Raw genomic sequence first — 23,081 nt, forward strand, 5'->3', positions numbered from 1 at the left:
CTGTTGTCGTCGATCGGAGTAGGACGTTGCTCGTCTGAGGTCCTGAGACACCGCGTGCACACCCCTTGGGGTGTCCGTGGCGTACGACCTCGGCGTCCGAGCCGCCCTCCAGGCACAGGCCCTTTCTCCCGCCTCCGCTGGTTCCCGGTTTCCGCCTCGCGGTGTCTCGACACGCGCCCCCGACCGCACCAGCATTCCGCGAGGCTCCATGTCATCCGCACCCGTGTCACTCACCTGTACCTCCCTCTCCTTCGTCTGGCCCGACGGCACGACCGTCCTGGACGGCCTCGACATCGCCTTCGGCCCCGGCCGCACCGGCCTCGTCGGTGCCAACGGGTCAGGAAAATCAACCCTGTTGAAGCTGATCGCCGGGGAACTCACCCCTGCCGGCGGCTCCGTGAAGGCGGCGGGCGAGATCGGGCTTCTCCCGCAGCACGTCGCGCTCGACACCGGTCTGCGCGTGGACGAGGCCCTCGGCATCGCCGCCCGGCGGGCGGCCCTGCACGCCATCGAGGCGGGCGACGCCGCCGAGGAGCACTTCGACACCCTCGGCGACGACTGGGACGTCGAGGAACGCGCCCTGGCCACCCTCGGCGAACTCGGCCTCGGCCATCTCGGTCTGGACCGCACGGTGGGTGAGCTCTCGGGCGGTGAGGCGGTGTTGCTGCGGCTGGCCGCGCTCCTGCTGCGCCGCCCCGACGTGCTGCTCCTGGACGAGCCCACCAACAACCTCGATCTGTACGCCCGCAGACGCCTCTACGCGGCCGTGGCCGCCTGGTCAGGCGTCCTCGTCGTGGTCAGCCACGACCGCGAACTCCTCGATCTGGTCGACCGGATCGCGGACCTGCGCTCGGGCACGGTCACCTGGTACGGCGGCAACTACACCGCGTACGAGGAGGCGTTGGCCGTGGAGCAGGAGGCCGCCGAACGCACCGTGCGTGCGGCCGAGGCCGACGTGCGCAGGCAGAAGCGCGAACTGTCGGACGCCCAGACCAAGTTGGCCCGCCGCAAGCGGTACGGGCAGAAGATGAACGACTCCAAGCGCGAGCCGAAGATCGTGATGGGCGCCCGCAAGCGCGCCGCCCAGGAGTCGGCGGGCAAGCACCGCATCCTGCACGAGGAGCGGCTCGCCGAGGCGCGCGACCGGCTGGACGAGGCGGTGGACGCCGTACGGGACGACGACGAGATCCGCGTCGACCTGCCGTACACCGCCGTGCCGCCCGGCCGCCAGGTGCTCACCCTGGAGAAACTGGAGACGGCCTTCGGGGCGCGGGTCGAGGGCATCCTCGATCTGCGCGGCCCGGAGCGGATCGCGCTGGTCGGGCGCAACGGCTCGGGCAAGACGACCCTGCTGCGGACCGTCGCCGGCGAGCTGGCGCCGGTGGCGGGCGAGGCGCGGGCGCACGTCCCGCTCCGGTTCCTGCCGCAGCGCCTCGACGTGCTGGACGACACGGCGACGGTCGCGCAGAACGTCGCCCGTTTCGCGCCGGACGCCACCACGAACCGGGTCCGGGCCCGGCTCGCCCGCTTCCTGTTCCGGGGCGCGCGGGCCGACCAGCTCGCGGGCACCCTTTCCGGCGGCGAGCGCTTCCGGGCGGCGCTGGCCGCGCTGATGCTCGCCGAGCCCGCGCCCCAGCTGCTGCTCCTGGACGAGCCGACGAACAACCTGGACATGGCGAGCGTGCGCCGGCTCACTTCCGCCCTGGAGTCGTACGAGGGCGCGCTGCTGGTCGCGAGCCACGATCTGCCGTTCCTCGACTCGGTGGGGATCACCCGCTGGCTGCTGATGGCGGACGGGGTGCTGCGCGAGACGAGCCGGGAGGAGATCGAGGCAGCCCCGACCGAGTGACGAACTCACCCGAACGGCCCCGGAACCGACGATTCCGGGGCCGTTCGGCGCCCCTGCCGCCGCACCGGCGAAACGCCCTCCCACCTGCTGCGGAGCCGTCCTTACGCCGCCCTTAACCTACGGGTTCGTAACCTACGGATTCGTAGCCTACGATCACGTAGGTTCGCGGCGTGGGGTCGTCATCGGCCTGCCCGCCCCCTTTCACTTCATTTGTGCTCCCCGCTCGGCATTTCCTGGAGTTCCCGTGACGATCACCTCCCCTCACCTCGGCAGCCCGTCCGTGTGGACCGACGCCCGGCTGCTGTTCGCGCTGGAGGAGGTGGTGGAGACGGAGCTGAACCGGCATCTGAAGGTCGCCAAGGACTGGATGCCGCACGAGTACGTGCCCTGGAGCGACGGCCGCAACTTCCCCGGCCTGTTCGAGGACGGCGAGCCGTGGGCCAAGCAGCAGTCCAAGGTCACCGACATCGGCCGTACCGCGCTGGTGGTGAACCTGCTCACCGAGGACAACCTCCCGAGCTACCACCACGAGATCGCCTCGCTCTTCGGGCGGGACGGCGCCTGGGGCACCTGGGTGCACCGCTGGACGGCCGAGGAGGGCCGGCACGGCATCGTCATGCGCGACTATCTGCTCGCCTCGCGCGCGGTCGACCCGGACGAGCTGGAGCGGTTCCGCATGTCGCACATGAGCGAGGGCTTCGAGTCGGACAACCGGCACTCGATGCTGCACTCGATCGCGTACGTCGCCTTCCAGGAGCTGGCGACCCGGATCTCGCACCGCAACACCGGTCACCAGTCGGGCGACCCGGTCTGCGACCGGATGCTGGCGCGCATCGCCACCGACGAGAACCTGCACATGGTCTTCTACCGGAACCTGCTGAAGGCCGCCTTCGAGCTGGCCCCCGACCTCACCATGCAGGCCGTGCGCGACGTGGTCGTCAACTTCCGGATGCCCGGTCACGGCATCCCCGGCTTCGAGCGGGCCGCCGCGCAGATGGCCATCGGCGAGGTCTACAACCTGCGCATCCACCACGACGACGTGCTGCAGCCGGTGCTGCGCTTCCTGAAGGTCATGGAGATCGACGGCCTCGGCCCCGAGGGAGCCGCGGCGCAGGAGGAACTCGGCCTGTACATGGGCGGTCTGGACGCGCAGGCCACGACGTTCGACGAGCGTCTCGCGGCCCGCAAGGCGCGGATGGCGACGCGCGCCGCGGGCTGACCCGCACGGAGCCCTCGGCCTGTCCGCGGCGCACCTCCCCCGGTTCAGCGGGAGGTGCGCCGCAGTGCCATGCGTTCCTTCTCGGACAGCCCGCCCCACACCCCGAAGCGTTCGTCGTGGGTGAGCGCGTACTCCAGGCACGCGGAGCGGATCGCGCACATGCCGCAGATCCGCTTCGCCTCGCGGACGGAGCTGCCGGGCTCGGGGAAGAAGAACTCGGCCCCGGTCTGCGCGCACAGGGCCTGGTTTTGCCAGTCGGTGCCGGCCGGGGTCATCGTCTCGGTGTGCATGGAACGGATCGTGCCGGGCCGCGAAAAACGTTCTGTCAACGCCGGTTCAACAACGCCCTGCGAGACCGGCGCCCGCCCCATGCTCCCCCGTGGACGGCCTCCCCGCACGGCGGCGCGCGCGGACGCGCTCCGGCGGCGCGTGCCGGTGCGCGGTGCCAGACTCGGCAGTGCCACGGACCGTGAGGGGCCCCTGCGAGGAGGGCAAGCCATGCTCAGCACCCGCGCCCTGGAGGGCGCCCCGAACTGGATCGACCTCGCCACCCCCGACCTCGACGGCGCGCTCGCCTTCTACGGCGCCCTCTTCGGCTGGCGGTTCCACTCGCTGGGCCCGGACGCGGGCGGGTACGGCTTCCTCCAGCTGGACGGCAGGACGGTCGCCGGGGCGATGCCGACCGGCGCGGGGCGTGAGCTGCCGGGCTGGACGGTGTACTTCCGGACCGAGGACGCCGAGGCCGTCGCGGAGGCGGCCGAACGGGCGCGCGGCAGCGTCCTGTCCGCACCCGGCGAGGTCATGGGATTCGGGCGGATGGCGGTCCTCGCCGACGCCGGCGGGGCCGTGTTCCGCGTCTGGCAGCCCGGCGAGGTCGAGGGCCTGGACGCGGCGAGCGAGCCGGGCACCCTGTGCTGGGTCGAGCTGCACACGCCGGACGTGGCGGCGGCCGCGGCCTTCTATCAACGGGTCCTCGGCCTGGAGACCTCCGCCACCGCGTTCCCCGACGGCATGTACACCTGCGTCAATCCGCCCGGCGCCGGGGAGGACACGGTGTTCGGCGGCGTCGTCCGCTCACTCGACGACGCGGCGGACGCGGGCACGGGCGCGTACTGGCTGCCGTACTTCGCGGTGACGGACCCCGACGCGGTTGCCGACCTGGCCCGGCAGCGGGGCGGCACGGTCCTGCTCCCCCCGACCACCGTCCCGGGCGTCGGCCGCACGGCCCGCCTCACGGACCCGTACGGCGCCCGCTTCGCGGTGATCAAGGGCGAGCCGTCCCGGAGCTGACGTGCCGCCGGCGGGGAGGGCGTCGGCCCTGAGCCGGGCCGACTCCTCTCGGCGCCCCCCTATGGAGCCGATGCCGTACCCGCCCTGCGCATCTCAACAGGTGAGGCCACGTTCTCCGGCACGATCGGGCACTGCGGGCGCCGGCGTCACACCGAGCACGGCCTGATGCACAGGGCGGACGCTGCCCGACGGCGACTTCGCCCTCCACCACAGGGACCTGCTCGCCGGTGACCTCGACCGCGTCGAGCGCCTGCGGCCGAGCAGCCGCTGAGGCATTGGACGCGCGAGGTCACCGAGGCGTCGGACGGGTCAGGCCGTCGCCCGGTGGACCAGTGTCGTCGGCAGGACGACCGAGGACGGGACGTCGTCGGGTGCCGCGCGGCCGCGCAGGAGCAGGCGGGCCATCAGACGGCCCATTTCCTCGATGTCCTGGCGGACGGTGGTCAGGGGCGGGTCGGTCTGTTCGGCGACGGGGGCCATGTCGTCGAAGCCGATCAGGGCGACGTCCTCGGGGACACGGCGGCCGCGTTCGCGCAGGACGCGGAGGGCGCCGAGGGCGGTGAGGTCGTTGGCGGCGAAGACGGCGTCGACGCCGGGGCGGCGGTCGAGGAGTTCACGCATGGCGCGCTCGCCGCCGGAGGGGGTGAAGTCGCTGTGGGCGACGAGGCCGGGGTCGTCGGTGCCCATGACGTCCCGGTAGCCGTCCAGGCGGTCCACCGCCGAGGTCTGGTCCAGGGGACCGGTGATGTGCGCGATGCGGGTGCGGCCGAGGGAGACCAGATGGCGTACGGCCGCGCGGGCGCCGCCCCGGTTGTCGCTGTCGACGTACACCGGGCCGTCCCGGCCGTCGCTCCAGTCGGGGCGGCCACCGAAGACCGTGGGGACGCCCGCGTCGTGGATGAGGCCGGGCAGCGGGTCGTCCAGGTGGAGGGAGAAGACGAGCGCGCCGTCCACGTGGCCGCCCGCCAGATAGCGGGCCACCCGCGCGTGGTCGTCCCGGCCCTCGGTGAGCAGCAGCACGAGCTGGTTGTCGTGGGCCGTCAACTCCTTGCTGATGCCTCGCAGTTGGGCGGCGAAGAACGGGTCGGCGAAGACCCGGGTGCCGGGTTCGGCGATGACGACGGCGACGGCGTCGTGGCGTCGGGTGACGAGGCTGCGGGCGGCGCGGTTGGGGACGTAGCCCAGTTCCTCGACGGCCTCCTGGACGCGGGCGACGAGCGGGGCGCGTACGCCGTCGCCGCCGTTGACGACACGGGAGACGGTGGCCCTCGACACTCCGGCCCGCTCGGCGACGGCCTCCAGCGTGGGGCGCGGCACTGCCTCGGTCACTCGGTGCTCCTCATCGGGCGGCTGCCGCCCAGGATAGCCGCGCGACGGCCCCCGGCACCGGGGGCGAGGGGCGTCTCCCAGGGGGCGTCTCTTCGGGCGTCGCGGGCCCACGAAGATCGGGGAGACATCCCCTGAAGCGTCAGGAAGCCTGGTCCTTGCGGGCCCGGCTCGGCTGCACCCGCTTGGGCTCGCCGGGCATCTTCGGATACTCGGGCGGGTACGGCAGATCGCCCAGACCGTGGTCGTGTTCGTCCTGGCGGGCCAGCTCCAGGAGGGCGTCCAGGGAGTAGGCGTGGTCGGCCATGCCGGCGTGCACGTCACCGGCCTCCGCGAACCGGGCGGGCATCGTGGCGAGGTCGAAGTCGCGGGGCCGGGCGTCGGCCACCTCGTCCCAGCGCAGCGGGGCGGAGACGGTCGCCTCGGGGCGGGGACGCACGGAGTAGGCGGAGGCGATGGTGCGGTCGCGAGCCGTCTGGTTGTAATCGACGAAAATACGATTGCCCCTCTCCTCCTTCCACCACTTCACCGTCACCTCGTCCGGCATCCGCCGGGCGAGTTCGCGGCCGACCGCGATGGCCGCGCGGCGGACCTGGGTGAAGGTCCAGCGCGGTTCGATGGGCACGAAGACGTGCAGTCCGCGACCGCCGGACGTCTTGGGGAAGCCCCGCAGGCCGCCGAACTCCTCCAGCACGGAGCGGAGTTCGAAGGCGGCGCGCACGGCGTCCGCGTAGTCGGTGCCGGGCTGCGGGTCGAGGTCGATGCGCAGTTCGTCGGGGTGGTCCACGTCGTCGCGGCGCACCGGCCAAGGGTGGAAGGTGAGGGTGCCGTACTGCGCGGCCCACACGGCCGCGGCCTCCTCGGTGGGGCACATCTCGTCGGCGCTGCGGCCGCTGGGGAAGGTGATGTGGGCGGTGGGGATCCAGTCGGGCATGTTCTTGGGCGCGCGCTTCTGGTAGAACCACTCGCCGTCGAGGCCGTCCGGGTAGCGCTCCAGGGTGGTGGGGCGGTCGCGCAGGGCGCGCAGGATGCCGGGGCCGACGGAAGCGTAGTACTGGGCGACGTCCAGCTTGGTGAATCCGCGCTCCGGGAAGAAGACCTTGTCCGGGTGGGTCAGCCGTACGGTCCGGCCGGCCACCTCCAGTTCCACCGCATCACCCATGCGGCCACGGTAGGCGTCCCCCGCACACCGCGCACACCGGGCGCGCTCGGCGGGGTGCGCGCAGAATCGGAGCCATGGATCTGCCGGTGATGCCGCCCGTGAAGCCGATGCTCGCCAAGCCGGTGACGAAGATCCCGCCCGGGATGCACTACGAGGCGAAGTGGGACGGCTTCCGGGCGATCGTGTTCCGCGACGGGGACGAGGTCGAACTGGGCAGCCGGACCGGCAAGACACTGACCCGCTACTTCCCCGAGCTGGTGACGGCGCTGAGGGAGCGGCTGCCCGAGCGGTGCGTCCTGGACGGGGAGATCGTGATCGCACGGGAGGGGCGCCTGGACTTCGACGCGCTGACCGAGCGCATCCACCCGGCCGACTCGCGGGTGCGGACGCTGGCCGAGCGGACGCCCGCCTCCTTCGTCGCCTTCGACCTGCTGGCCCTGGACGACCACGCCCTGCTCGACGTACCGCTCTCCGACCGGCGCGCCCTGCTCGACCGGGCACTGGACGGGGTGACCCCGCCGGTGCACCTGGCCCCGGCGACGACCGATGCCGAGGTCGCGCAGGAGTGGTTCGAGCAGTACGAGGGGGCGGGGCTCGACGGGATCGTGGCCAAGCCGCTCGGGCTGCCGTATCTCCCGGACGAGCGCGCCATGTTCAAGGTCAAGCACGAGCGGACGGCGGACGTGGTGGTGGCGGGCTACCGGCTGCACAAGAGCGGTCCGGTGGTGGGCTCGCTGCTGCTCGGGCTGTACGACGACCGGGGCACGCTCCAGCACGTGGGCGTGGCGGCCGCGTTCTCCATGAAGCGGCGCGCGGAGCTGATCGAGGAGCTGGCGCCGCTGCGGATGACGGACGTGAGCGGGCATCCGTGGGCGCGCTGGGCGGAGGAGTCGGCGCATGAGGAGGCCCGGCTGCCGGGGGCGCCGAGCCGCTGGTCGGGCAAGAAGGACCTGTCCTGGGTGCCGCTGCGCCCGGAGCGGGTCGCGGAGGTGGCGTACGACCACATGGAGAACGGCGCCCGCTTCCGGCACACGGCGCGCTTCCGCCGCTGGCGCCCGGACCGCGCCCCGGAGAGCTGCACCTACGCCCAGTTGGAGGAGCCGGTGCGCTACGACCTGGCGGAGATCCTGGGGAGCGCGGGCTAGGGCCGTGCCGCGTTGTGGTCACTCGCCGGAGCGCCGGGCCTGCTCCGCGCGGGCCACCAGGCCGTCGGCGCCGCAGGAGCGGGCCAGTTCCAGTCCCCGGGCGAGGTCGGCCGCCGAGCCGGCCAGGATGCCGTACTCCACGAGGGCGGCCGCGTGCTCGTACTGGCAGGGGGACGCCTCCAGGTAGGCGACCGCCTTACGGGCGAGGCGGACCGCCTCCGGTCCGGTGGCCAGCGCGGCGGCGCAGCGCAGGGCCTCGCCGATCGCGGTGTCGGTGCCGAACCGCTCGGCCTGGCGGCGGGCGTCGGCCGCGAGCGCGCCCGCCCGGGCGGGGTCCTGGACGGCGAGGGCACGGGCGAGGTCGACGGCCCAGGGGGCGAGGACGGGGTTGTGTCCGCCCCGGGCGACGGCGGTCTTCTCGGCGGCCTCCAGCTCGTTGATCCCCTCCTCGGTGCGGCCGACGGCGAGGAGCAGACGGCCGCGCACGGAGTGGAGGTCGGGCAGCACGATCGTGGACGGGTACGGCGGTGCGAAGCCGCCGCGCTCCGCAACGGCCCACGCCTCCTCGACGTGGCCCCGGGCGAGCAGGGTGTCGACCAGACCGCACATCGCGGACCAGTACAACGGCAGGCGGCGGCCCACCCGTTCGGCGAGCGTCAGTGCCTCGCGCAGGGCTTCCTCGGCAGCCTTCAGCTTGCCCTGGCGGCGCAGGGCGAGGCCCAGATAGGAGTTGGCCAGGGAGAGATGGCCGCCGTGCCAGCCGGCGCTCGTGTAGGCGCGCAGGGCTTCGGCGAAGAGGCTGTCGGCGAGGTCGAGCCGGTCGGTGTAGGCGTAGGTGCTGCCGAGCATCATCAGCAGCTCGACGCCCCACTCCTCGTCGGTCCAGCCGAGGCCGGGCGCGAGGCGGTTGTTGACCAGGGCGCGGTCGCACAGTTCGACGATGACCTGGGCGTCCTCGCCGTGGGTCATGGCGTCGAAGCCGCGCAGGATGAGCAGCGCGCGCTCGGAGTTGTCGCGCCCCGTACAGGTGCCGGCGAGCTGGGACAGGCGCCGGGAGCGCTCCGGGGAGACGGTCTCGCGGTGGATGGCCTCCCACATGAACCGGAACGCCTCCAGACGCATCCGCACCGGTCCCGCCTCGTACCGCGCGGCCTCGGCGCCCACGGTGCGGACCGCTTCCTCCAGTTGGTCGTTGTGGAGGAGTGCCTGGGAGAGGCGGATGACGGCCTCGACGCGCTCGGCGTGGTCGAGGCCGGGCGTGGCGAGCGCGGCGCGCAGGTGCTCGACGGTGACGGCGGGCGCCGTCAGACGGGTGGAGCAGCCGAGTTCGTAGAGGACCTTGGCGCGGACGTCGGGGCGGGGCGGTTCCTCCAGGGCGCGTTCCAGGCAGCGGCAGGCCGCGTCGGGGGCGCCGACGGCGAGGTGTTCGCGGGCCGCTTCGCGCAGTTGGGTGACCAGTTCCTCGTCGCCCTCCGGTTCCACCTTCAGCAGATGCCGGGCGGCCTCGGCGGCGCCGTGCCCGCTCTCGGTGACGGTCTTGGCGGCGACTCCGTGGAAGAAGCCGCGGGTGGCGTCCGTCATGGAGTCGTAGACGGCGGTGGCGACGAGCGGGTGGACGAACTCGAGGACCGTGTCCTGCGGCCCGTTGAGGGTCGGGTCCGGGATGCCCTCGGTCAGGATGCGGGCGACGCTGAGGCGTTCGAGGCACTCCTGGGCGGCCGTCGGCGTCATCCCGGCGACCCGGGCGACGAGGTCGAGGGTGCTGCCGGTGCCGAGGACGGCGGCGGCCCAGGCGAAGCGGGTCGCCTCGTCGCCGAGCACGGACAGGCGCTCCACCACTCCGCCGCCGCGCCCGGAGTGGTTCAGGGCGCGCAGATCGGCGGCCCGGCCCTCCACCGGCTGGAGTTCGCTGTCGCGGACCTTGGCGAGCAGTTCGACGGTGTCGTACGGGTTGCCGGCGGTGACGGCCCAGACCTCGCGGCAGAAGGGGTCGTCGGCGTGCGAGCCGACGGTGGCGCGGGTGAGCTCGGCGGTGGCCTCCGGGGTGAGGGTGTTCAGACCGTCCAGGCGGTGCCCGGCGCTCTCCACCGCGTCGAGGTGGCGGGCGCTGCCCTCGGGCAGCGGGCCGGAGCGGCGGGTGACCACGACGAGCACCGACAGCTCGCCGAGGTCGGCGGTGAACGCGACGAGCCAGCGCAGGGTCTCCAGGTCGGCCCAGTGGGCGTCGTCGATGAGCAGGACCAGCGGCCACTCTCCGGTGGCGAACCGGCGTACGGTCGCGACGAGTCCGTCGCAGACGTACTGCGGGTCGGCGGGGGCCGCGCCGGGTTCGACGATGCCGAGGGCGGGGCCCGAGATGTCGTACCAGTCGCCGAGGTAGGCGCGGGCCTCCTCCGGCAGCATGGAGGTCAGCATGGGCTGCAGGAGCTGGCGCAGGACATGGAAGGGGACCGTGCGCAGGGTCTCGCCCGCGCGGGCCGACCAGACGGTGCAGTTCTGGCGTTCGGCCAGGCGGCGGGTCTCGTTGAGGAGCGCGGTCTTGCCGAGTCCGGCCTCGCCGCGTATCACGAGGACGTTTCCGCCGGAGGAGCGGTCGGCGCGCAGCTCGTCGATCGCCTGCGCGATGGCGGCGAGTTCCGCGTCCCGTTCCCACAGGTGGGCCGGGGCGGCCGCCGACGGCCGTGCCCGCGTCATCCTGTTCCCTCCCCAGGTCGCCCGGACGGCGTGCAGACCACGAGCGTAGCCGTCCGGGGGGAGGGATGGTGGTCCGACCGGGCAGTGTCGTCATCCCTCTTGAGGACTGGTTACCGGCCAGTCGCCCCCGGTCCGGCCCGACCGGTCGGTCTGCGCCCGATGAAGGGTCAATATTGCCTGGGTTGATGCGAGTTGGGAACAGGAGTGGGCTGTTGGGGCGTGACGGAAGTCACGTCGACGCGGTATCCGGTCCGGCGCGCCGGGCGATTCGGCCGGGGTGCTCTCATCACGCTTTCACCGATGCCTCATACGGTGTGTCCATGACGCAGGTGACTCCTCCCGGCTGGTATCCCGATCCCGGGCAGCCGCACAACGCCCCTCCCGCCGAACGCTGGTGGGACGGTACCGCCTGGACGGCGCAGGTACGCCCGGCCGGCCACGGCTCGTATCCCGCTCCCCCGGCCTATCCGGCGGCCGCCCCCTTCCCGCCCCCGCCCGCGCCCCGGCGCGGACTGCGCATCGGGATAGCCGTCGCGGCGGCGGTCGCGGTGCTGGCGAGCATCGGGGTCGGGGTCTACGCCCTCGCCAAGAACGCGGACGGCGGCCACGACCGCGCGGGCGCGGGCCAGGAGCGGCGCGGCCGGGGCGGTCCCGAGGGCTCCGGCCCCGGGGACCGGGGCGGTCCGGGCGACCCGGGTGCGTCGCCGTCGCCGCGCCACTCCCCGATACCCAAGGTCAAGGGCGGCGGCACGCTGCCCGACCCCTTCAACGGGATCAGTATGCCGGTGCCGGAGGGCTGGACCGGCGAGGTCATCGGCATCGGCGCGCAGGTGACCTCCGACAAGTCCTACAAGTGCCCGGGCAACGCCTCGCAGAGCTGCACGGCGGGTGGCGCCTACACGGCGTCGGCCTCCGCGCTCGGCACCAAGGGCGGCACGGCCGAGGCGGTCGCCAAGGCGGACATCGCGGCCAACGCCAAGCAGTCGTACGGCGGGACGACCTACGGCAGCATCACCTCGCACGAGGTGCTCGCCTCCGAGTCCGTGACGGTGGCCGGGCAGAAGGGCTACCTGGTCCGCTGGAAGGCGGTGACCAGCAAGGGCTCCGACGGCTATGTGGAGTCGGTCGCCTTCCCCTCCCCCGACGACGCCCACGAGATCCTGGTGGTCCGCTTCGGCCTGGACGTGGGCCAGCGCACGGCGGTGATCGACGAGATCCTCAAGGGCATCAAGCCGTGGTCGGGCGGCGGCAGCGGCCAGGACGTGTGAGGGGCCGAGTGCTCCGGGCGGGGCGGGGGCGTCGGGTGGAAGGGTGAGATCCGGCCCGGCGGCGCACACCGAACGGCGGCTGCCGTCCCGCGCCGCCACGGCGACCGGGGCGTGGCCCTGGACCGGGCGGGCGGGCGGGGTGCATGGGGCACGCGGGGCACGCGGGATGGCAGGTGAGGCGGGCGGCGGTTCCCACCAAGGTGTGATTCTCGCCCGGTGCGCTCACGTTCACCCGGCAGTGCGCTCGGACCGGCGCGTGCGAGGCGGCAGGGCGATCGCGCGAGGCGGCCAGGCGATACGGCGCCCGGCCGGCCCGCACGGAAACCGGCACGGCCAACCCCCGCGAAGCCAGATCGGCCGGGTGGGGTGCCCCTCCGCTCAAGGGGACCCCACCCGGCCAGGGGGTGCGCGCCGCCCCCGTCCCCACGGTGCGGCGCGAGCAGGTCACCGTTCAGTCATCCCGTGAACGGCGGCCTGGGTCTCAGGTGAGTCCGAACGCGGGCAGCACGGCGGCCTCCACGAAGCGGACCAGATAGTCGGCGTCGGCGTACTGGCCGCTGAGCACCGGGCGCACCCGCAGGACGCCGAACATCATCGCGGGCACGAACTCGAGCGCGGGATGCCCGGCCGGGACCTCGCCGCGGGCCACTCCGCGCGCGATCATCTTCTCCAGCGCGGCGATCTCGGGGGTGACCAGCGCGTCGCGCAGCGCCTCGGCCAGTTCCTTGTCGACCGTGGCGGCGGGCATGAGCGCCTGGAGGAGCCGGGTGTCCTTGCCCGACCAGTCGCCCGCGGCCCGGGCCGCCTGGCGCAGGTCCCCGGCGAGGGAGCCGGTGTCGATCCCGGCGAAGCGCACCCGGCGATTGGCCCGCAGGGCGGCCGCGACGAACTGCGGCTTGGTCTTCCACTGCCGGTACAGCGTCGACTTGCTGCACCGGGTGCTGGCGGCGATGCCCTCCATGGTCAGGGAGTCGTACCCGCACTCGCGGACCTGGTCGAGCACGGCGTCGAAGAACTCCCGCTCACGCTCCGGCGTGATCTTGGAGCGGCGCGAGGCGGCGACCGTGTCCGGTCCGTCCGCGGCCTGCGACGTCATGCGTGGCTTCCCCTCACTCGTCACCCGGGACCGCGTCAGTGCGGCCCGCTCTCAGTGTTCCCCCACTGCAAGCGATACGCAAGCGTACCGGAACTCAACCGTATCGGTACACTGTCGTATCGGTACATGGTCGTTTCGGTACACTGACGTTTCGGTACGGAGACGTATCGCATGGCTGAGTTCCGGGCATCCGGTCCGGGACCGGCAGCACCACCGTCAAGAAGGGGCCGGGGGATGAATGCCCGAACCGAGCCTTCCCCAGCGGGGGCGGACGCGATAGCGAGGCCGCCGCTGCTGCGCGAGTTCCTGCTCGTGGCGGGGCTCTTCCTCGTCTACAAGCTCGGCCGCCAACTCGCGATCGGCCACACCTCGGAGGCGTTCCGGGACGCCCACCGTGTGTGGGGCCTGGAGCGGGCCGTCCATCTGCCCGACGAGACCGACGTGCAGTCGCTGCTGCTGCACGGCACGGCCCCGGTGCACCTGGCGAACACCTACTACGCCACCGTCCACTTCCCGGCCACCGTGGCCTTCCTGATCTGGCTGTATCTGCGTCGTCCCGCGCACTACGTGTGGGCCCGCCGGGTCCTCGCGCTGGTGACCGCCGCCGCGCTGATCCTGCCGTTCACCTTCCCGCTGGCCCCGCCCCGGATGGTGACCGGCACCGGCCTCCTCGACACGGCCCGGGTCTACGGCCCCTCGGTATACGGTCCGCCCGCCCGCGACCACCTCTCCAACCAGTTCGCCGCGATGCCCTCGCTGCACTTCGGCTGGGCCCTGATGGTGGCGGTCGGCCTGATCGCGGCCACCCGCTCGCGCTGGCGCTGGCTGTGGCTGCTGCACCCGCTGATCACGCTGATCGTCATCGTGGGCACCGCCAACCACTACTGGCTCGACTCGATCGTGGCGACCGCCATGCTCGGCATCGCCCTCGCCGTCGTCCACCCGCCGCACCACGCGCCGGGACGCGGCGCGGGGCACCCGCTCGCCCTCGGCCGTCCCGCGCGGCTCGCCCCGGAGGGGTCCGTGCTCACGGGTGCGGCCCGATGAGCGCCGCGATCCTGATCGCCGTCGGCCTCTCGCTGGTCTCGGCCGTCGCCTACGCGGCCGCCGCCGTCGCCCAGGAACGGCTGGCCTCCCGCGACACGGGCTCCGGCCTGGTCCACCTGCTCCGCACCGGCGCCTGGTGGTCCTCGGTCGGCCTGAACGCGGGCGCGGCGCTGCTGCACGTCGTCGCGCTGCGCTTCGGTCCGCTGACCGTGGTCCAGCCGCTGGGCGCCCTCACCCTGGTCGCGGCGGTGCCGCTCGGGGCGCGGGCGGCGGGGCGCCGGGTCAGCCCGGCGGAGTGGCGGGGTACGGCGCTGACGCTGCTCGGTCTCGGCGCACTGCTGATCACCGCCTCGGGCCCGGCACCCCACCGGGTGCTGAGCCTGACGGCCGCGCTCGCGGTGGCCGGGACGACCATCGCGGTGATCGGACTGCTCTCCCGGCCCGGCACCCGTCCAGGACTGCGGCACGCCGCCGCCTCCGGGTTCGCCTCGGGTGTCGCCTCCGCGCTCACCCAGACCGCCACGGTGGCGGCCACGGACCACTCGGGCCCGGCCCTCAGCCCCCGGGTGATCGTGGTCGCCGTCCTGGTCGCGGCCTTCGCCACGGGTGGGCTGCTGCTGTCCCAGACGGCCTACCGGGGCGGTCTCGGCGCCCCCCTCGCGGTGGTCACCCTGGCCAACCCGGTCGCGGCGGCGGTCATCGGTCTGACCCTGCTCGGGCAGGGACTCAAGGGCGGGACCAGCGGCATCCTGCTCGGTGTGACCGGGGCGCTGCTGGCCTCGTGGGGCGTGGTGGTGCTGACCCGCGTGACGCCGTCCCCCACGGCTTCCGCTCCACCTCAGGCCTACGACGACGACGAGCACCCCGTCGCCGCCGTACTCGCGCTGAAGGCGGAGACGGCGACGGCCGAGCCGTCACTCGTGCCGCGCCAGCCGGGGCGGAACCGGCTGACGCGCCTGTGACGCAGGACCCCGCACGCGAAGGCGGCGGCCGCGTGTCCGTCGAGACACGCGGCCGCCGCCTTCTCGCTGCGCGGGGAGGGATCAGCCCAGGCCGCGGGCGTCCTGCTTGAGCGCGGTGTCCACGGTCAGGGCCGCGGCCACGACGAGGCTCAGCAGCGGGTCCGACAGCGGTCGGTGGATCTGGAGGACGTAGTTGTCCGCCGTGGTGAACAGGGTCTTGGCCAGGCCCTCCCACGTCTTGGTGATCCGCGCGACCTCGGTGCCCTCGTGGTCGGTGATCGCGAAGTTCCAGGCGCGCCAGTTCTCGGCCTTGATCGCGCCGATCTCGCGGCCCTCGGCGGTCATCGCGAAGTTGATCTTGCCGATCATGTTCTTCTGCACGATCTCGCCGACCGCCGAGCCGTCGGGGCGCGTGACGACGACCCGGGACTTGAAGATCTTCGCGGGGCGGGTGAGCAGCAACTGCGGCCCGCCCTCGGCGTCCCGGATCTCCAGGCGGTGGGTCAGGTACTGGTCCAGGCTGGAGACGAGGCGCAGGATCTTGCGCAGCACACCCTGGCCGACCTCGACGACCGAGCCGAGGCGGCCGCCGTTCTGGTCCATCACCGTGTACTCGTTGGTCAGCTCGATGAGCTTGGCCTTCTGGTTCACCACGAGCACCGGCTCGGTGAAGAGGGTGCCGCCGCCCGCGGCCGAGGCGGCCACCCCGGCCTGCTGCTGCACCTGACGCTGGACCTTCGGGTCGGCGTCGGAAGGAATGTTCGATTGCGTGGTCACCGGGGCACACTATGGGGATTGACCAGGACCTGACCAGGAGTTTTCCGAATCGTGGCCGAACGGACGCACAGGCGGCCGCCCGGTTCTCCCGGACGGCCGCCCGCGCCCTTCTCGTCAGGAGGTCTGGTACGCCTCCACCTCGCTGAACTGCCCGGCCGGCCAGCCCGTGTTGGCGCTCACGGTCAGCCGCAGATAGCGCAGGTTCGTCCCGCTCGGCAGCGAGACGGTCGCGGTGTTGCCCGAAGCCGGGTCGAAGCGGTAGTCCTTCGCGCCGACCACGGTCGAGAAGCCCGAGCCGTCGGCGCTGCCCAGAACCGCGATGGTCTGCGTCCGGGCGCCCCATGCCGAGGACGGCGGCAGCTTCAGCACCAGCCGACGCACCCCGTACGACGAGCCGAGGTCGACCGTCCAGGACTGCGGGAAGGCGTTGTTGGCCGACTCCCAGTAGCTGTTCGCGTCGCCGTCCACCGCCTTGCCCGGGGTGTAGACGTCCTGCGAGCCGGTCGCCGTCGCCGGGCGGCCCTTGGCCAGGTTGCGGTTCGGGTCCGGGTCGGGGTTGCCCTGGCCCGGCTGGGGCCAGGAGGAGCAGTCCGACCAGGTGCTGGACCAGCCGGAGTTGCCGCCGCCGTCGGTGAGCGCGAAGGAGCCGGAGTTCGACGGGTAGGGGCAGTTGTAGATCCCGGCGACGCCGACCTGGGTCGCGGTCACGTTCTTGAAGGTCGCCGCGCCCTGCGCCTCCGCCTGGACGACGACCGTGCCGGTGTTCTTCACCGTCGCGCCGCTCACGTTGACGTTGCGGACCGGGTAGCCCTGGCCGCCGCCGGAGACGAACTCGAAGGCGGAGTACGGGCTGTCGGTGATCGTCGTGTCGGTGATGTTGACGGTCGCGTTGATCGCGCTGTCGTAGGAGTCCACGCGCAGCGCGCCCATGGGGTGGTTCCAGTTGGGGTTCATCGCGCCCGCGCGGACCAGGGTGTTGCCGCTGACCGTGATGGTGCCGGAGAGCGGGGAGAAGGGGTCGAGGAACTTCTGGTTGGAGATCGCGATGCCGCTGCCCAGGGCGTTGGTGTCGGACACCAGGTTGTTCTTCACCGAGATGTCGGTGCCGCCGTAGATCGCGATGCCGTTGGCGAGGTTGGGCTGCGAGATGGTGTTGTTCTCGAAGCTGGAGTTGGTGTCGGCGGCGTAGAGGGACCACATGGCGAGCGAGTCGTCGCCCTGGTTGCGCAGGAAGTTGTTGCTGACGCGCACGCCCTTGGCGTTGCCGTTGAGGTTGAGCCCGTCGGCGGTGGTGTCGAGGATGCGGTTGTTCTCCACCACCAGGTTGTCGTTGTTGCCCATCAGCCACAGCCCGACCTTCATGTGCTGGATCCACATGCCGGAGACCGAGGAGTTGGGGCCGAGCGAGCCGTTGACGAAGTTGTCCGGGTTGGAGTCGACGCGCTCGGTGACCTCGCCGATGACGGCGAAGTCCTTGATGTGGACGTTGCCGGAGGAGCTGGACTGGTCGATGAAGCGGGAGGCGTGCACGACGGAGTGCCAACTGCCCGCACCCTGGAGGGTCACGTTCTGCACGCCGCTGAGCGAGGAGGTGATCCGGTAGTCGCCCGGCGGGATCCAGACCGTGCCACCCTGGGCGGCCGCGATGGCGTCGCGGAACGCCTGGGTGGAGTCGCCGCCGCCGCTCGGGTCCGCGCCCTTGGAGACGACGGACACCGACCCGGCCGGCTGCGAGGCGGCCGCGCCGACCTGCTCGAAGTCGGCCACGTCCACGGTCACTTGGGTGCCGGTCGACTGGAACGCCACCTTGTCCCCGGCCTGGAGGTTCTGGCCGAGCAGCAGCCGGGAGTTGTCGAAGAAGTGGTGTGTCTTCGCGCCTGGAATCCAACTGGTGTCGATGTAGGAGTACTTGGAGGTCACCGGGAGCGTCTTGGAGATCTTGGTCCCGTTGACGTACACGTCCAGTGAGCCCGACTGGCCGTCGGGGACGTTGTAGGAGAGGTTCACGGCGTTGGCCGCGCGCGGCACGGTGAACTCCACGCGCTGCCCGGAGGTGAGCCGTACGGCCTGGCGTCCGGACGCCTCCGAGGCGACGGTGCCCTGGGTGTAGTCGGGGCCGACCTTCGTCCCCGTGCTGGTCGCGGATTCCGCCTCGACGGAGGTGAAGGGCAGGCTCGCCCCCGAGGCGGCGTGGGCGGCGGGTGCCACGGCGACGATCATGCCGGCGGCGAGGGCGACGGCCGCGCCGACGGCGGGCAGTCTGAGGTGCTTGGCGGTGCTGCTGTCCATGTGCTGATCCCTTCGTGGGGGGGGGTGCCGGGGATAGCAGGGGTGTGCGGGTGCGGTCAGGCGCGCAGCCAGACCGCGGTGTCCTGCGGCAGTCGGCCCTCGTCGTCCAAGGGACCGCTGTTGAGCAGGAGTTCGGAGTGCGCGGGCAGCTCGGCGGGGGCGTCGGAGAGGTTGACCACGCAGAGCGCGCCGTCCGCGCGGGCGAAGGCGAGCACGCCCTGGGGGGCGGGAAGCCAGGTGAGCGGTCCTTCGTCGAAGGCGGGGCGGGCGGCGATGGCCTCGCGGTAGAGGGTGAGCATGGAGTGCGGGTCCGCGCGCTGCCGGTCGGCGGCGTACGCCTCCCAGCCGGCGGGCTGCGGCAGCCAGGGCTCCTCGCGCGAGCCGAAACCCGCGTACGGCTCCCCCGCCGACCAGGGCAGCGGGACACGGCAGCCGTCGCGCCCCGGATCGGTGCCGCCGGAGCGGAAGTACATCGGGTCCTGGATGCGCTCGCGCGGGATGTCCGCCTCGGGCAGGCCCAGTTCCTCGCCCTGGTAGAGGTACACCGAGCCGGGCAGGGCGAGCGAGAGCAGGGCGGCGGCGCGGGCGCGGCGGGTGCCGAGGTCGAGGTCGGTGGGGGTGCCGAACTCCTTGGTGGCGAAGTCGAATCCGGTGTGCTCGCGGCCGTAGCGGGTGACGGTGCGGGTGATGTCGTGATTGCAGAGCACCCAGGTGGCGGGGGCGCCGACGGGGGCGTGCTCGGCGAGGGTGGAGTCGATGGCGGAGCGGAGTCCTTCCGCGTTCCAAGGGCAGGACAGAAAGGCGAAGTTGAAGGCGGTTTGAAGTTCGTCGGGGCGCAGGTAGCGGGCGAAGCGTTCGGCGTCGGGGAGCCAGACCTCGCCGACGAACATCGCGCCGTAGGAGTCGGCGACCGTGCGCCAGGAGCGGTAGATCGCGTGGAGTTCGTCGCGGTCGACGAAGGGGTGCGGGTCGGGGTCCGAGGCCAGGTCGGGCAGGTCGGGGTCCTTGGCGAGCAGGGCGGCGGAGTCGATGCGGACGCCCGCCACGCCGCGCTCGAACCAGAAGCGCAGGATGTCCTCGTGCTCGCGGCGGACGGCGGGGTGGGCCCAGTTGAGGTCGGGCTGTTCGGGGGTGAACAGGTGGAGGTACCAGTCGCCGTCGGGCAGCCGGGTCCACACCGGCTCGGTGGAGCCCACGAACTGCGACGGCCAGTCGTTGGGGGGTAGTTGACCGTTCTCGCCGCGTCCGGGACGGAAGTGGAACAGCTCGCGCTCGGGGCTGCCGGGGCCGGCAGCGAGGGCGGCGCGGAACCAAGGATGCTGATCCGAGACGTGGTTGGGCACGATGTCGACGATGGTGCGGATGCCGAGTTCGCTCGCTTCGGCGATGAGCTTCTCGGCGTCCGCGAGGGTGCCGAAGGCGGGGTCGACGGCACGGTAGTCGGCGACGTCGTAGCCGCCGTCCTTCATCGGGGAGACGTACCAGGGGTTGAACCACAGTGCGTCCACGCCGAGTTCGGCGAGGTAGGGCAGCTTGGCGCGGACCCCGGCGAGGTCCCCGGTGCCGTCGCCGTCGCCGTCCGCGAAGCTGCGGACGTAGACCTGGTAGATGACGGCCGAGCGCCACCAGTCGTCGGTCGCGCGGGCAGGGGTGGGCTGTGCCACGGTGCGTGCCTTTCTGTCGGGGGGCCGGGTCACCCTTGCGATCGGGCCCGGGTCAGCCCTTGGTGCTGCCCGCGCTGATCCCGGCGATGATGTGCCGCTGGAAGACGAGGAACAGGGCCACCATGGGGATGCTCGCGATCACCATCGCGGCGACGAGCACGGTCAGCTGGATGTTCTGCGACAGCTGAACCAGGGCCACGCTGATGGGCTGCTTGTCGGTGTCGGAGAAGACCATGAGCGGCCACAGGAAGTCCTGCCAGACGGCGACCAGCGCGAAGATCGACACCACGCCGAGGACCGGCCGGGACATGGGCAGCACGACCGACCACAGGATGCGCAGCTTGCCCGCGCCGTCGATCTCGGCCGCTTCCAGGACGTCGCGCGGGAGCTGGTCGAAGAACCGCTTGAGCAGGTAGAGGTTGAAGGCGTTGGCGACGGCGGGCAGCCAGATGGCGAGCGGGTCGTTGAGCAGACTGGTGTGGAGGACGGGCAGGTCGGCGGCGGTCAGGTACTTGGGGACGACCAGGGCCTGCGCCGGGACCATCAGGGTGGCGAGGATGCCGCCGAGGACCACCTTGCCGAAGGCGGGGCGCAGCTTGGAGAGGGCATAGGCGGCGGCCGTGCAGAACACGAGCTGGAACGCCCAGGCGCCGGCCGCCTGCACCACCGTGTTCCACAGGTGCTCCGGGAGCTGCATCAGGTCCCAGGCGTCGGTGTATCCGGCGAGGTGCCAGTGGTGGGGCACGAGGGTGGGCGGCGTGCGGGCGATCTCGTCCGGGGACTTCATCGCGCCGGAGGCCATCCAGTACACGGGGAAGAGGAAGGCGAGCACGAAGAGGACGGCGACGGCCGTGAACACCGTCCAGTAGACGGCCCTTCCGCGCGGACGGGCGAGGGTTGCCGGGGAGACGAGGGTGCGGGTGCTCATGCTTCCCCCTCGGTGCGGGTGCTCATGTGGCCTCCTCGGTAAAGGCGTTCACGCGTCCCCCTCACTGCGGGTGAGCCGCAGGTAGACGGCGGAGAAGGCGCCCAGCAGGACGAGCAGCATGACGCTGAGGGCGCACGCCCCGCCGAAGTCGTTGTAGAGGAAGGCGTACTTGTAGATCAGGTAGAGGACGGTCACGGTCGCGCTCTCCGGACCACCGCCGGTGATGACGAAGGGTTCGGTGAACACCTGCATGGTGGCGATGATCTGAAGGAGCATCAGCATCAGGATCACGAACCGGGTCTGCGGGATCGTGACGTGCCGGATGCGCTGGAGCAGGTTCGCGCCGTCGAGTTCGGCGGCCTCGTACAGCTCGCCGGGGATGGACTGGAGCGCGGCGAGGTAGATGAGCACGGTCCCGCCGAGGTTGGCCCAGGTCGCCACGATGACCAGGGAGATCAGCGCGGTGTCGGTGCCGTTGGACCAGTTCGAGGTGGGCAGGTGCAGGGCGCGCAGCGTCTCGTTGGCGAGGCCCGCGCCGGGGTCGTAGAACCACTTCCACAGCAGGGCGCTGACCACGGGCGGGATCATCACCGGCAGGTAGACGACGACCCTGAAGAAGGCTTTGGCGTGGCGGAGTTCGTTGAGGACGAGGGCGAGGACGAAGGGGACGGCGAAGCCGAGGAGCAGCGCGAGCAGGGTGAAGGTGAGGGTGTTGCGCCAGGCGGCGCCGAACTCCGGGTCGTCCAGGACGTGGGTGAAGTTGGCGGTGCCGACCCACTCGGGCGGGGAGCCGGGGGTGTACTTCTGGAAGGCGATGACGACGGCGCGGATCGCCGGGTACCAGGAGAACAGGGCGAAGCAGATCAGCCCGCCGAGCAGGAAGGCGTAGGCGCGGGCCTGGTCGAGCAGGACCCGGCGGCTCCGGCCGCCACCCGCCGGGGCGGCGGCGGGCGGGGCCGGGAGGGCGGAGGCCGCGGGGGGCCGCCGCTCGGCCGTCTTCGTCATGGCGTCAGCTCCGGGCGAGGATGCCGTCGATCTTGCCGGACGCGTCCCCCAGCAGTTGGTCGATGTCCGCGTCCTTCTTGGTGAGGACGGCGGAGACCACCCCGTCGAGGACGGAGTAGATCTGCTGGGCGTGCGGCGGTTCGATCTTCAGCTCCAGGCTGTGGTTGCCGTCGAGGAACGCCTGGTAGTTCTCCACCGGGACGTTGGCGTTGGCCTTTTTCACCTGCTGGTCCTTGGCGTCGGCGGCGCCGGTGAACAGACGCGGCTCGGGCAGGCCCACGGGGGCGTCGTTCTTCTTGGCGCGGGCGTAGTCGCCGAGGAAGCCCTCTCCGGGGGTGAGGAACATGTGGTCGAGCCACTTCAGTCCGGCGCGGATCTGGGCGGGAGTGTCCTTCTTGTTGAACATGTAGCCGTCGCCGCCGATGAGCGTGCCCTTGCCGCCGGGCATGGGGGCGAGCGCGAGGTCCTTGTAGGAGCCGCCCTTCTCCTTCACCAGGATCGGGATGTTGTCCGGCGCGGAGAGGTACATGCCGAGCTTGCCCGAGCCCATGAGCTGCTGCACGTCGTTGATGACGAGGAGCTGCTTGCTGCCCATGGAGTCGTCGTTCCAGCGCATGTCGTGCAGGTTCTGGAGGACGGCGCGGCCCGCGGGGGTGTCGACGGTGGCCTTCTTGCCGTCGGCGCTGACCACGTCGCCACCCTGGGAGTACAGCTCGGCGGTGAAGTGCCAGCCGCCCTGGTTCTGGGCGCTGTAGTCGGCGTATCCGACGGTGCCGTTGCCGAGTGCGGCGATCTTCTTGGCGGCGGCGCGGACCTCGTCCCAGGTGGCCGGGGGCTTGTCGGGGTCGAGGCCGGCCTTCTTGAAGAGGGCGCGGTTGTAGAGCAGGCCCATGGAGTAGCCGGTGCGCGGGATGCCGTAGACCTTGCCGTCGACGGTGTAGATGTCCCGAAGCTGCTTCTGGATCGAGTCGTAGGTCTTGAGGTCCTTCAGGTACGGCGTGAGGTCCGCGGCCTGGTGGATGTCGACGACATGGCGGGCGTCGGTGAAGTAGGTGTAGAACACGTCCTCCATCTGGCCGCCGGCGAGTTTGGCGTCGAAGGTCTTGGGGTCCTGGCAGGGGAAGGCGTCGTGCGCGACGACGTCGATGTCCGGGTTCTGCTTCTCGAAGGCCGCGATGTCCTGCTCGAAGAAGGCGCGGTCGGTCTTGGCGCTCTTGGGCGGCTCGCAGTTGACGGTGATGCGGGTCTTCCCGCCCGCCGAGCTGTCGTCGTCGCCCGATCCGCACGCGGCGGCGGTGAGCGCGAGGGAGGAACAGACGCCGATCGCGGCGAGGGTGCGGCGGAACCCGGTGCTTCTCAT

Annotated in this window: 18 protein-coding genes; 7 read left to right on the plus strand and 11 right to left on the minus strand. The window is 72.0% G+C overall.

The window, feature by feature from the left end; all coding sequences use genetic code 11:
• The first annotated feature begins 208 nt into the window (after positions 1-208).
• Both ACWEEU_RS27460 and ACWEEU_RS27465 read left to right on the plus strand, forming a co-directional pair.
• Entirely contained in the window at positions 209-1,849 is a 1,641-nt protein-coding gene (locus tag ACWEEU_RS27460; protein ID WP_451735729.1) for an ABC-F family ATP-binding cassette domain-containing protein, read from the plus strand.
• A 244-nt stretch (positions 1,850-2,093) separates the two neighbouring features.
• Positions 2,094-3,068 carry an acyl-ACP desaturase gene (locus ACWEEU_RS27465; protein ID WP_385749963.1) on the plus strand — a complete coding sequence of 325 codons (975 nt, stop codon included), beginning with the start codon at positions 2,094-2,096 and terminating at the stop codon, positions 3,066-3,068.
• Positions 3,069-3,112: 44 nt separating this feature from the next.
• Here ACWEEU_RS27465 and ACWEEU_RS27470 read toward each other — a convergent pair whose 3' ends face one another.
• The gene (locus tag ACWEEU_RS27470) at positions 3,113-3,358 is read right to left on the minus strand and encodes a WhiB family transcriptional regulator (RefSeq protein ID WP_385749961.1); all 246 of its coding nucleotides are present in this window, start codon (positions 3,356-3,358) and stop codon (positions 3,113-3,115) included.
• 208 nt (positions 3,359-3,566) lie between these two features.
• Here ACWEEU_RS27470 and ACWEEU_RS27475 point away from each other — a divergent pair, with 208 nt between their 5' ends.
• Positions 3,567-4,358, plus strand: coding sequence for a VOC family protein (locus tag ACWEEU_RS27475; RefSeq protein WP_451735734.1), 792 nt, complete (start codon positions 3,567-3,569; stop codon positions 4,356-4,358).
• A gap of 309 nt (positions 4,359-4,667) precedes the next feature.
• On the opposite strand, the gene ACWEEU_RS27480 is transcribed toward ACWEEU_RS27475, so the two are convergent.
• Positions 4,668-5,687, minus strand: a complete 1,020-nt coding sequence (locus ACWEEU_RS27480) for a LacI family DNA-binding transcriptional regulator (RefSeq protein ID WP_451735736.1) — start codon at positions 5,685-5,687, stop codon at positions 4,668-4,670.
• 139 nt (positions 5,688-5,826) lie between these two features.
• Positions 5,827-6,846 carry a non-homologous end-joining DNA ligase gene (gene ligD / locus ACWEEU_RS27485; RefSeq protein ID WP_451735739.1) on the minus strand — a complete coding sequence of 340 codons (1,020 nt, stop codon included), beginning with the start codon at positions 6,844-6,846 and terminating at the stop codon, positions 5,827-5,829.
• Between the two features lie 74 nt (positions 6,847-6,920).
• Here ligD and ACWEEU_RS27490 point away from each other — a divergent pair, with 74 nt between their 5' ends.
• Complete coding sequence (locus tag ACWEEU_RS27490; protein ID WP_451735742.1) at positions 6,921-7,991, plus strand: ATP-dependent DNA ligase; 1,071 nt, start codon at positions 6,921-6,923, stop codon at positions 7,989-7,991.
• An 18-nt stretch (positions 7,992-8,009) separates the two neighbouring features.
• Here the strand turns inward: ACWEEU_RS27490 and ACWEEU_RS27495 are convergent, their stop codons facing one another.
• Positions 8,010-10,685, minus strand: coding sequence for an ATP-binding protein (locus tag ACWEEU_RS27495; RefSeq protein ID WP_451735745.1), 2,676 nt, complete (start codon positions 10,683-10,685; stop codon positions 8,010-8,012).
• Positions 10,686-11,005: 320 nt separating this feature from the next.
• Between ACWEEU_RS27495 and ACWEEU_RS27500 the strand changes: the two genes are divergently transcribed.
• A complete protein-coding gene (locus ACWEEU_RS27500; protein ID WP_451735747.1) occupies positions 11,006-11,953 on the plus strand; it encodes a DUF2510 domain-containing protein in 948 nt (315 codons plus the stop codon).
• Positions 11,954-12,434: 481 nt separating this feature from the next.
• On the opposite strand, the gene ACWEEU_RS27505 is transcribed toward ACWEEU_RS27500, so the two are convergent.
• Positions 12,435-13,049: a TetR/AcrR family transcriptional regulator gene (locus ACWEEU_RS27505; protein ID WP_385751533.1), complete on the minus strand. Its 615-nt coding sequence runs from the start codon at positions 13,047-13,049 to the stop codon at positions 12,435-12,437.
• Positions 13,050-13,283: 234 nt separating this feature from the next.
• On the opposite strand from ACWEEU_RS27505, the gene ACWEEU_RS27510 reads away from it, so the two are divergent.
• On the plus strand, positions 13,284-14,096 hold the full coding sequence (locus tag ACWEEU_RS27510; protein WP_385751531.1) for a phosphatase PAP2 family protein: 813 nt from the start codon (positions 13,284-13,286) through the stop codon (positions 14,094-14,096).
• The gene (locus tag ACWEEU_RS27515) at positions 14,093-15,058 is read left to right on the plus strand and encodes a hypothetical protein (protein ID WP_451735751.1); all 966 of its coding nucleotides are present in this window, start codon (positions 14,093-14,095) and stop codon (positions 15,056-15,058) included. The genes ACWEEU_RS27510 and ACWEEU_RS27515 overlap by 4 nt, the downstream gene beginning before the upstream one ends.
• A gap of 81 nt (positions 15,059-15,139) precedes the next feature.
• On the opposite strand, the gene ACWEEU_RS27520 is transcribed toward ACWEEU_RS27515, so the two are convergent.
• From ACWEEU_RS27520 to ACWEEU_RS27545, 6 genes are all read right to left on the minus strand, one after another.
• Positions 15,140-15,835: an LURP-one-related/scramblase family protein gene (locus tag ACWEEU_RS27520; RefSeq protein ID WP_385749473.1), complete on the minus strand. Its 696-nt coding sequence runs from the start codon at positions 15,833-15,835 to the stop codon at positions 15,140-15,142.
• 114 nt (positions 15,836-15,949) lie between these two features.
• Positions 15,950-18,124: a discoidin domain-containing protein gene (locus tag ACWEEU_RS27525; RefSeq protein WP_451735754.1), complete on the minus strand. Its 2,175-nt coding sequence runs from the start codon at positions 18,122-18,124 to the stop codon at positions 15,950-15,952.
• A gap of 56 nt (positions 18,125-18,180) precedes the next feature.
• Positions 18,181-19,788: a glycoside hydrolase family 13 protein gene (locus tag ACWEEU_RS27530; RefSeq protein ID WP_451735757.1), complete on the minus strand. Its 1,608-nt coding sequence runs from the start codon at positions 19,786-19,788 to the stop codon at positions 18,181-18,183.
• Positions 19,789-19,840: 52 nt separating this feature from the next.
• A complete protein-coding gene (locus ACWEEU_RS27535) occupies positions 19,841-20,716 on the minus strand; it encodes a carbohydrate ABC transporter permease (protein ID WP_451735759.1) in 876 nt (291 codons plus the stop codon).
• A 48-nt stretch (positions 20,717-20,764) separates the two neighbouring features.
• Complete coding sequence (locus tag ACWEEU_RS27540; protein WP_385749483.1) at positions 20,765-21,721, minus strand: carbohydrate ABC transporter permease; 957 nt, start codon at positions 21,719-21,721, stop codon at positions 20,765-20,767.
• Between the two features lie 4 nt (positions 21,722-21,725).
• Positions 21,726-23,081 (minus strand): ABC transporter substrate-binding protein, encoded by a 1,356-nt coding sequence (locus ACWEEU_RS27545; RefSeq protein ID WP_385749486.1) that lies wholly within the window; start codon positions 23,079-23,081, stop codon positions 21,726-21,728.

It is taken from the genome of Streptomyces sp. NPDC005004 (genome assembly GCF_053600675.1).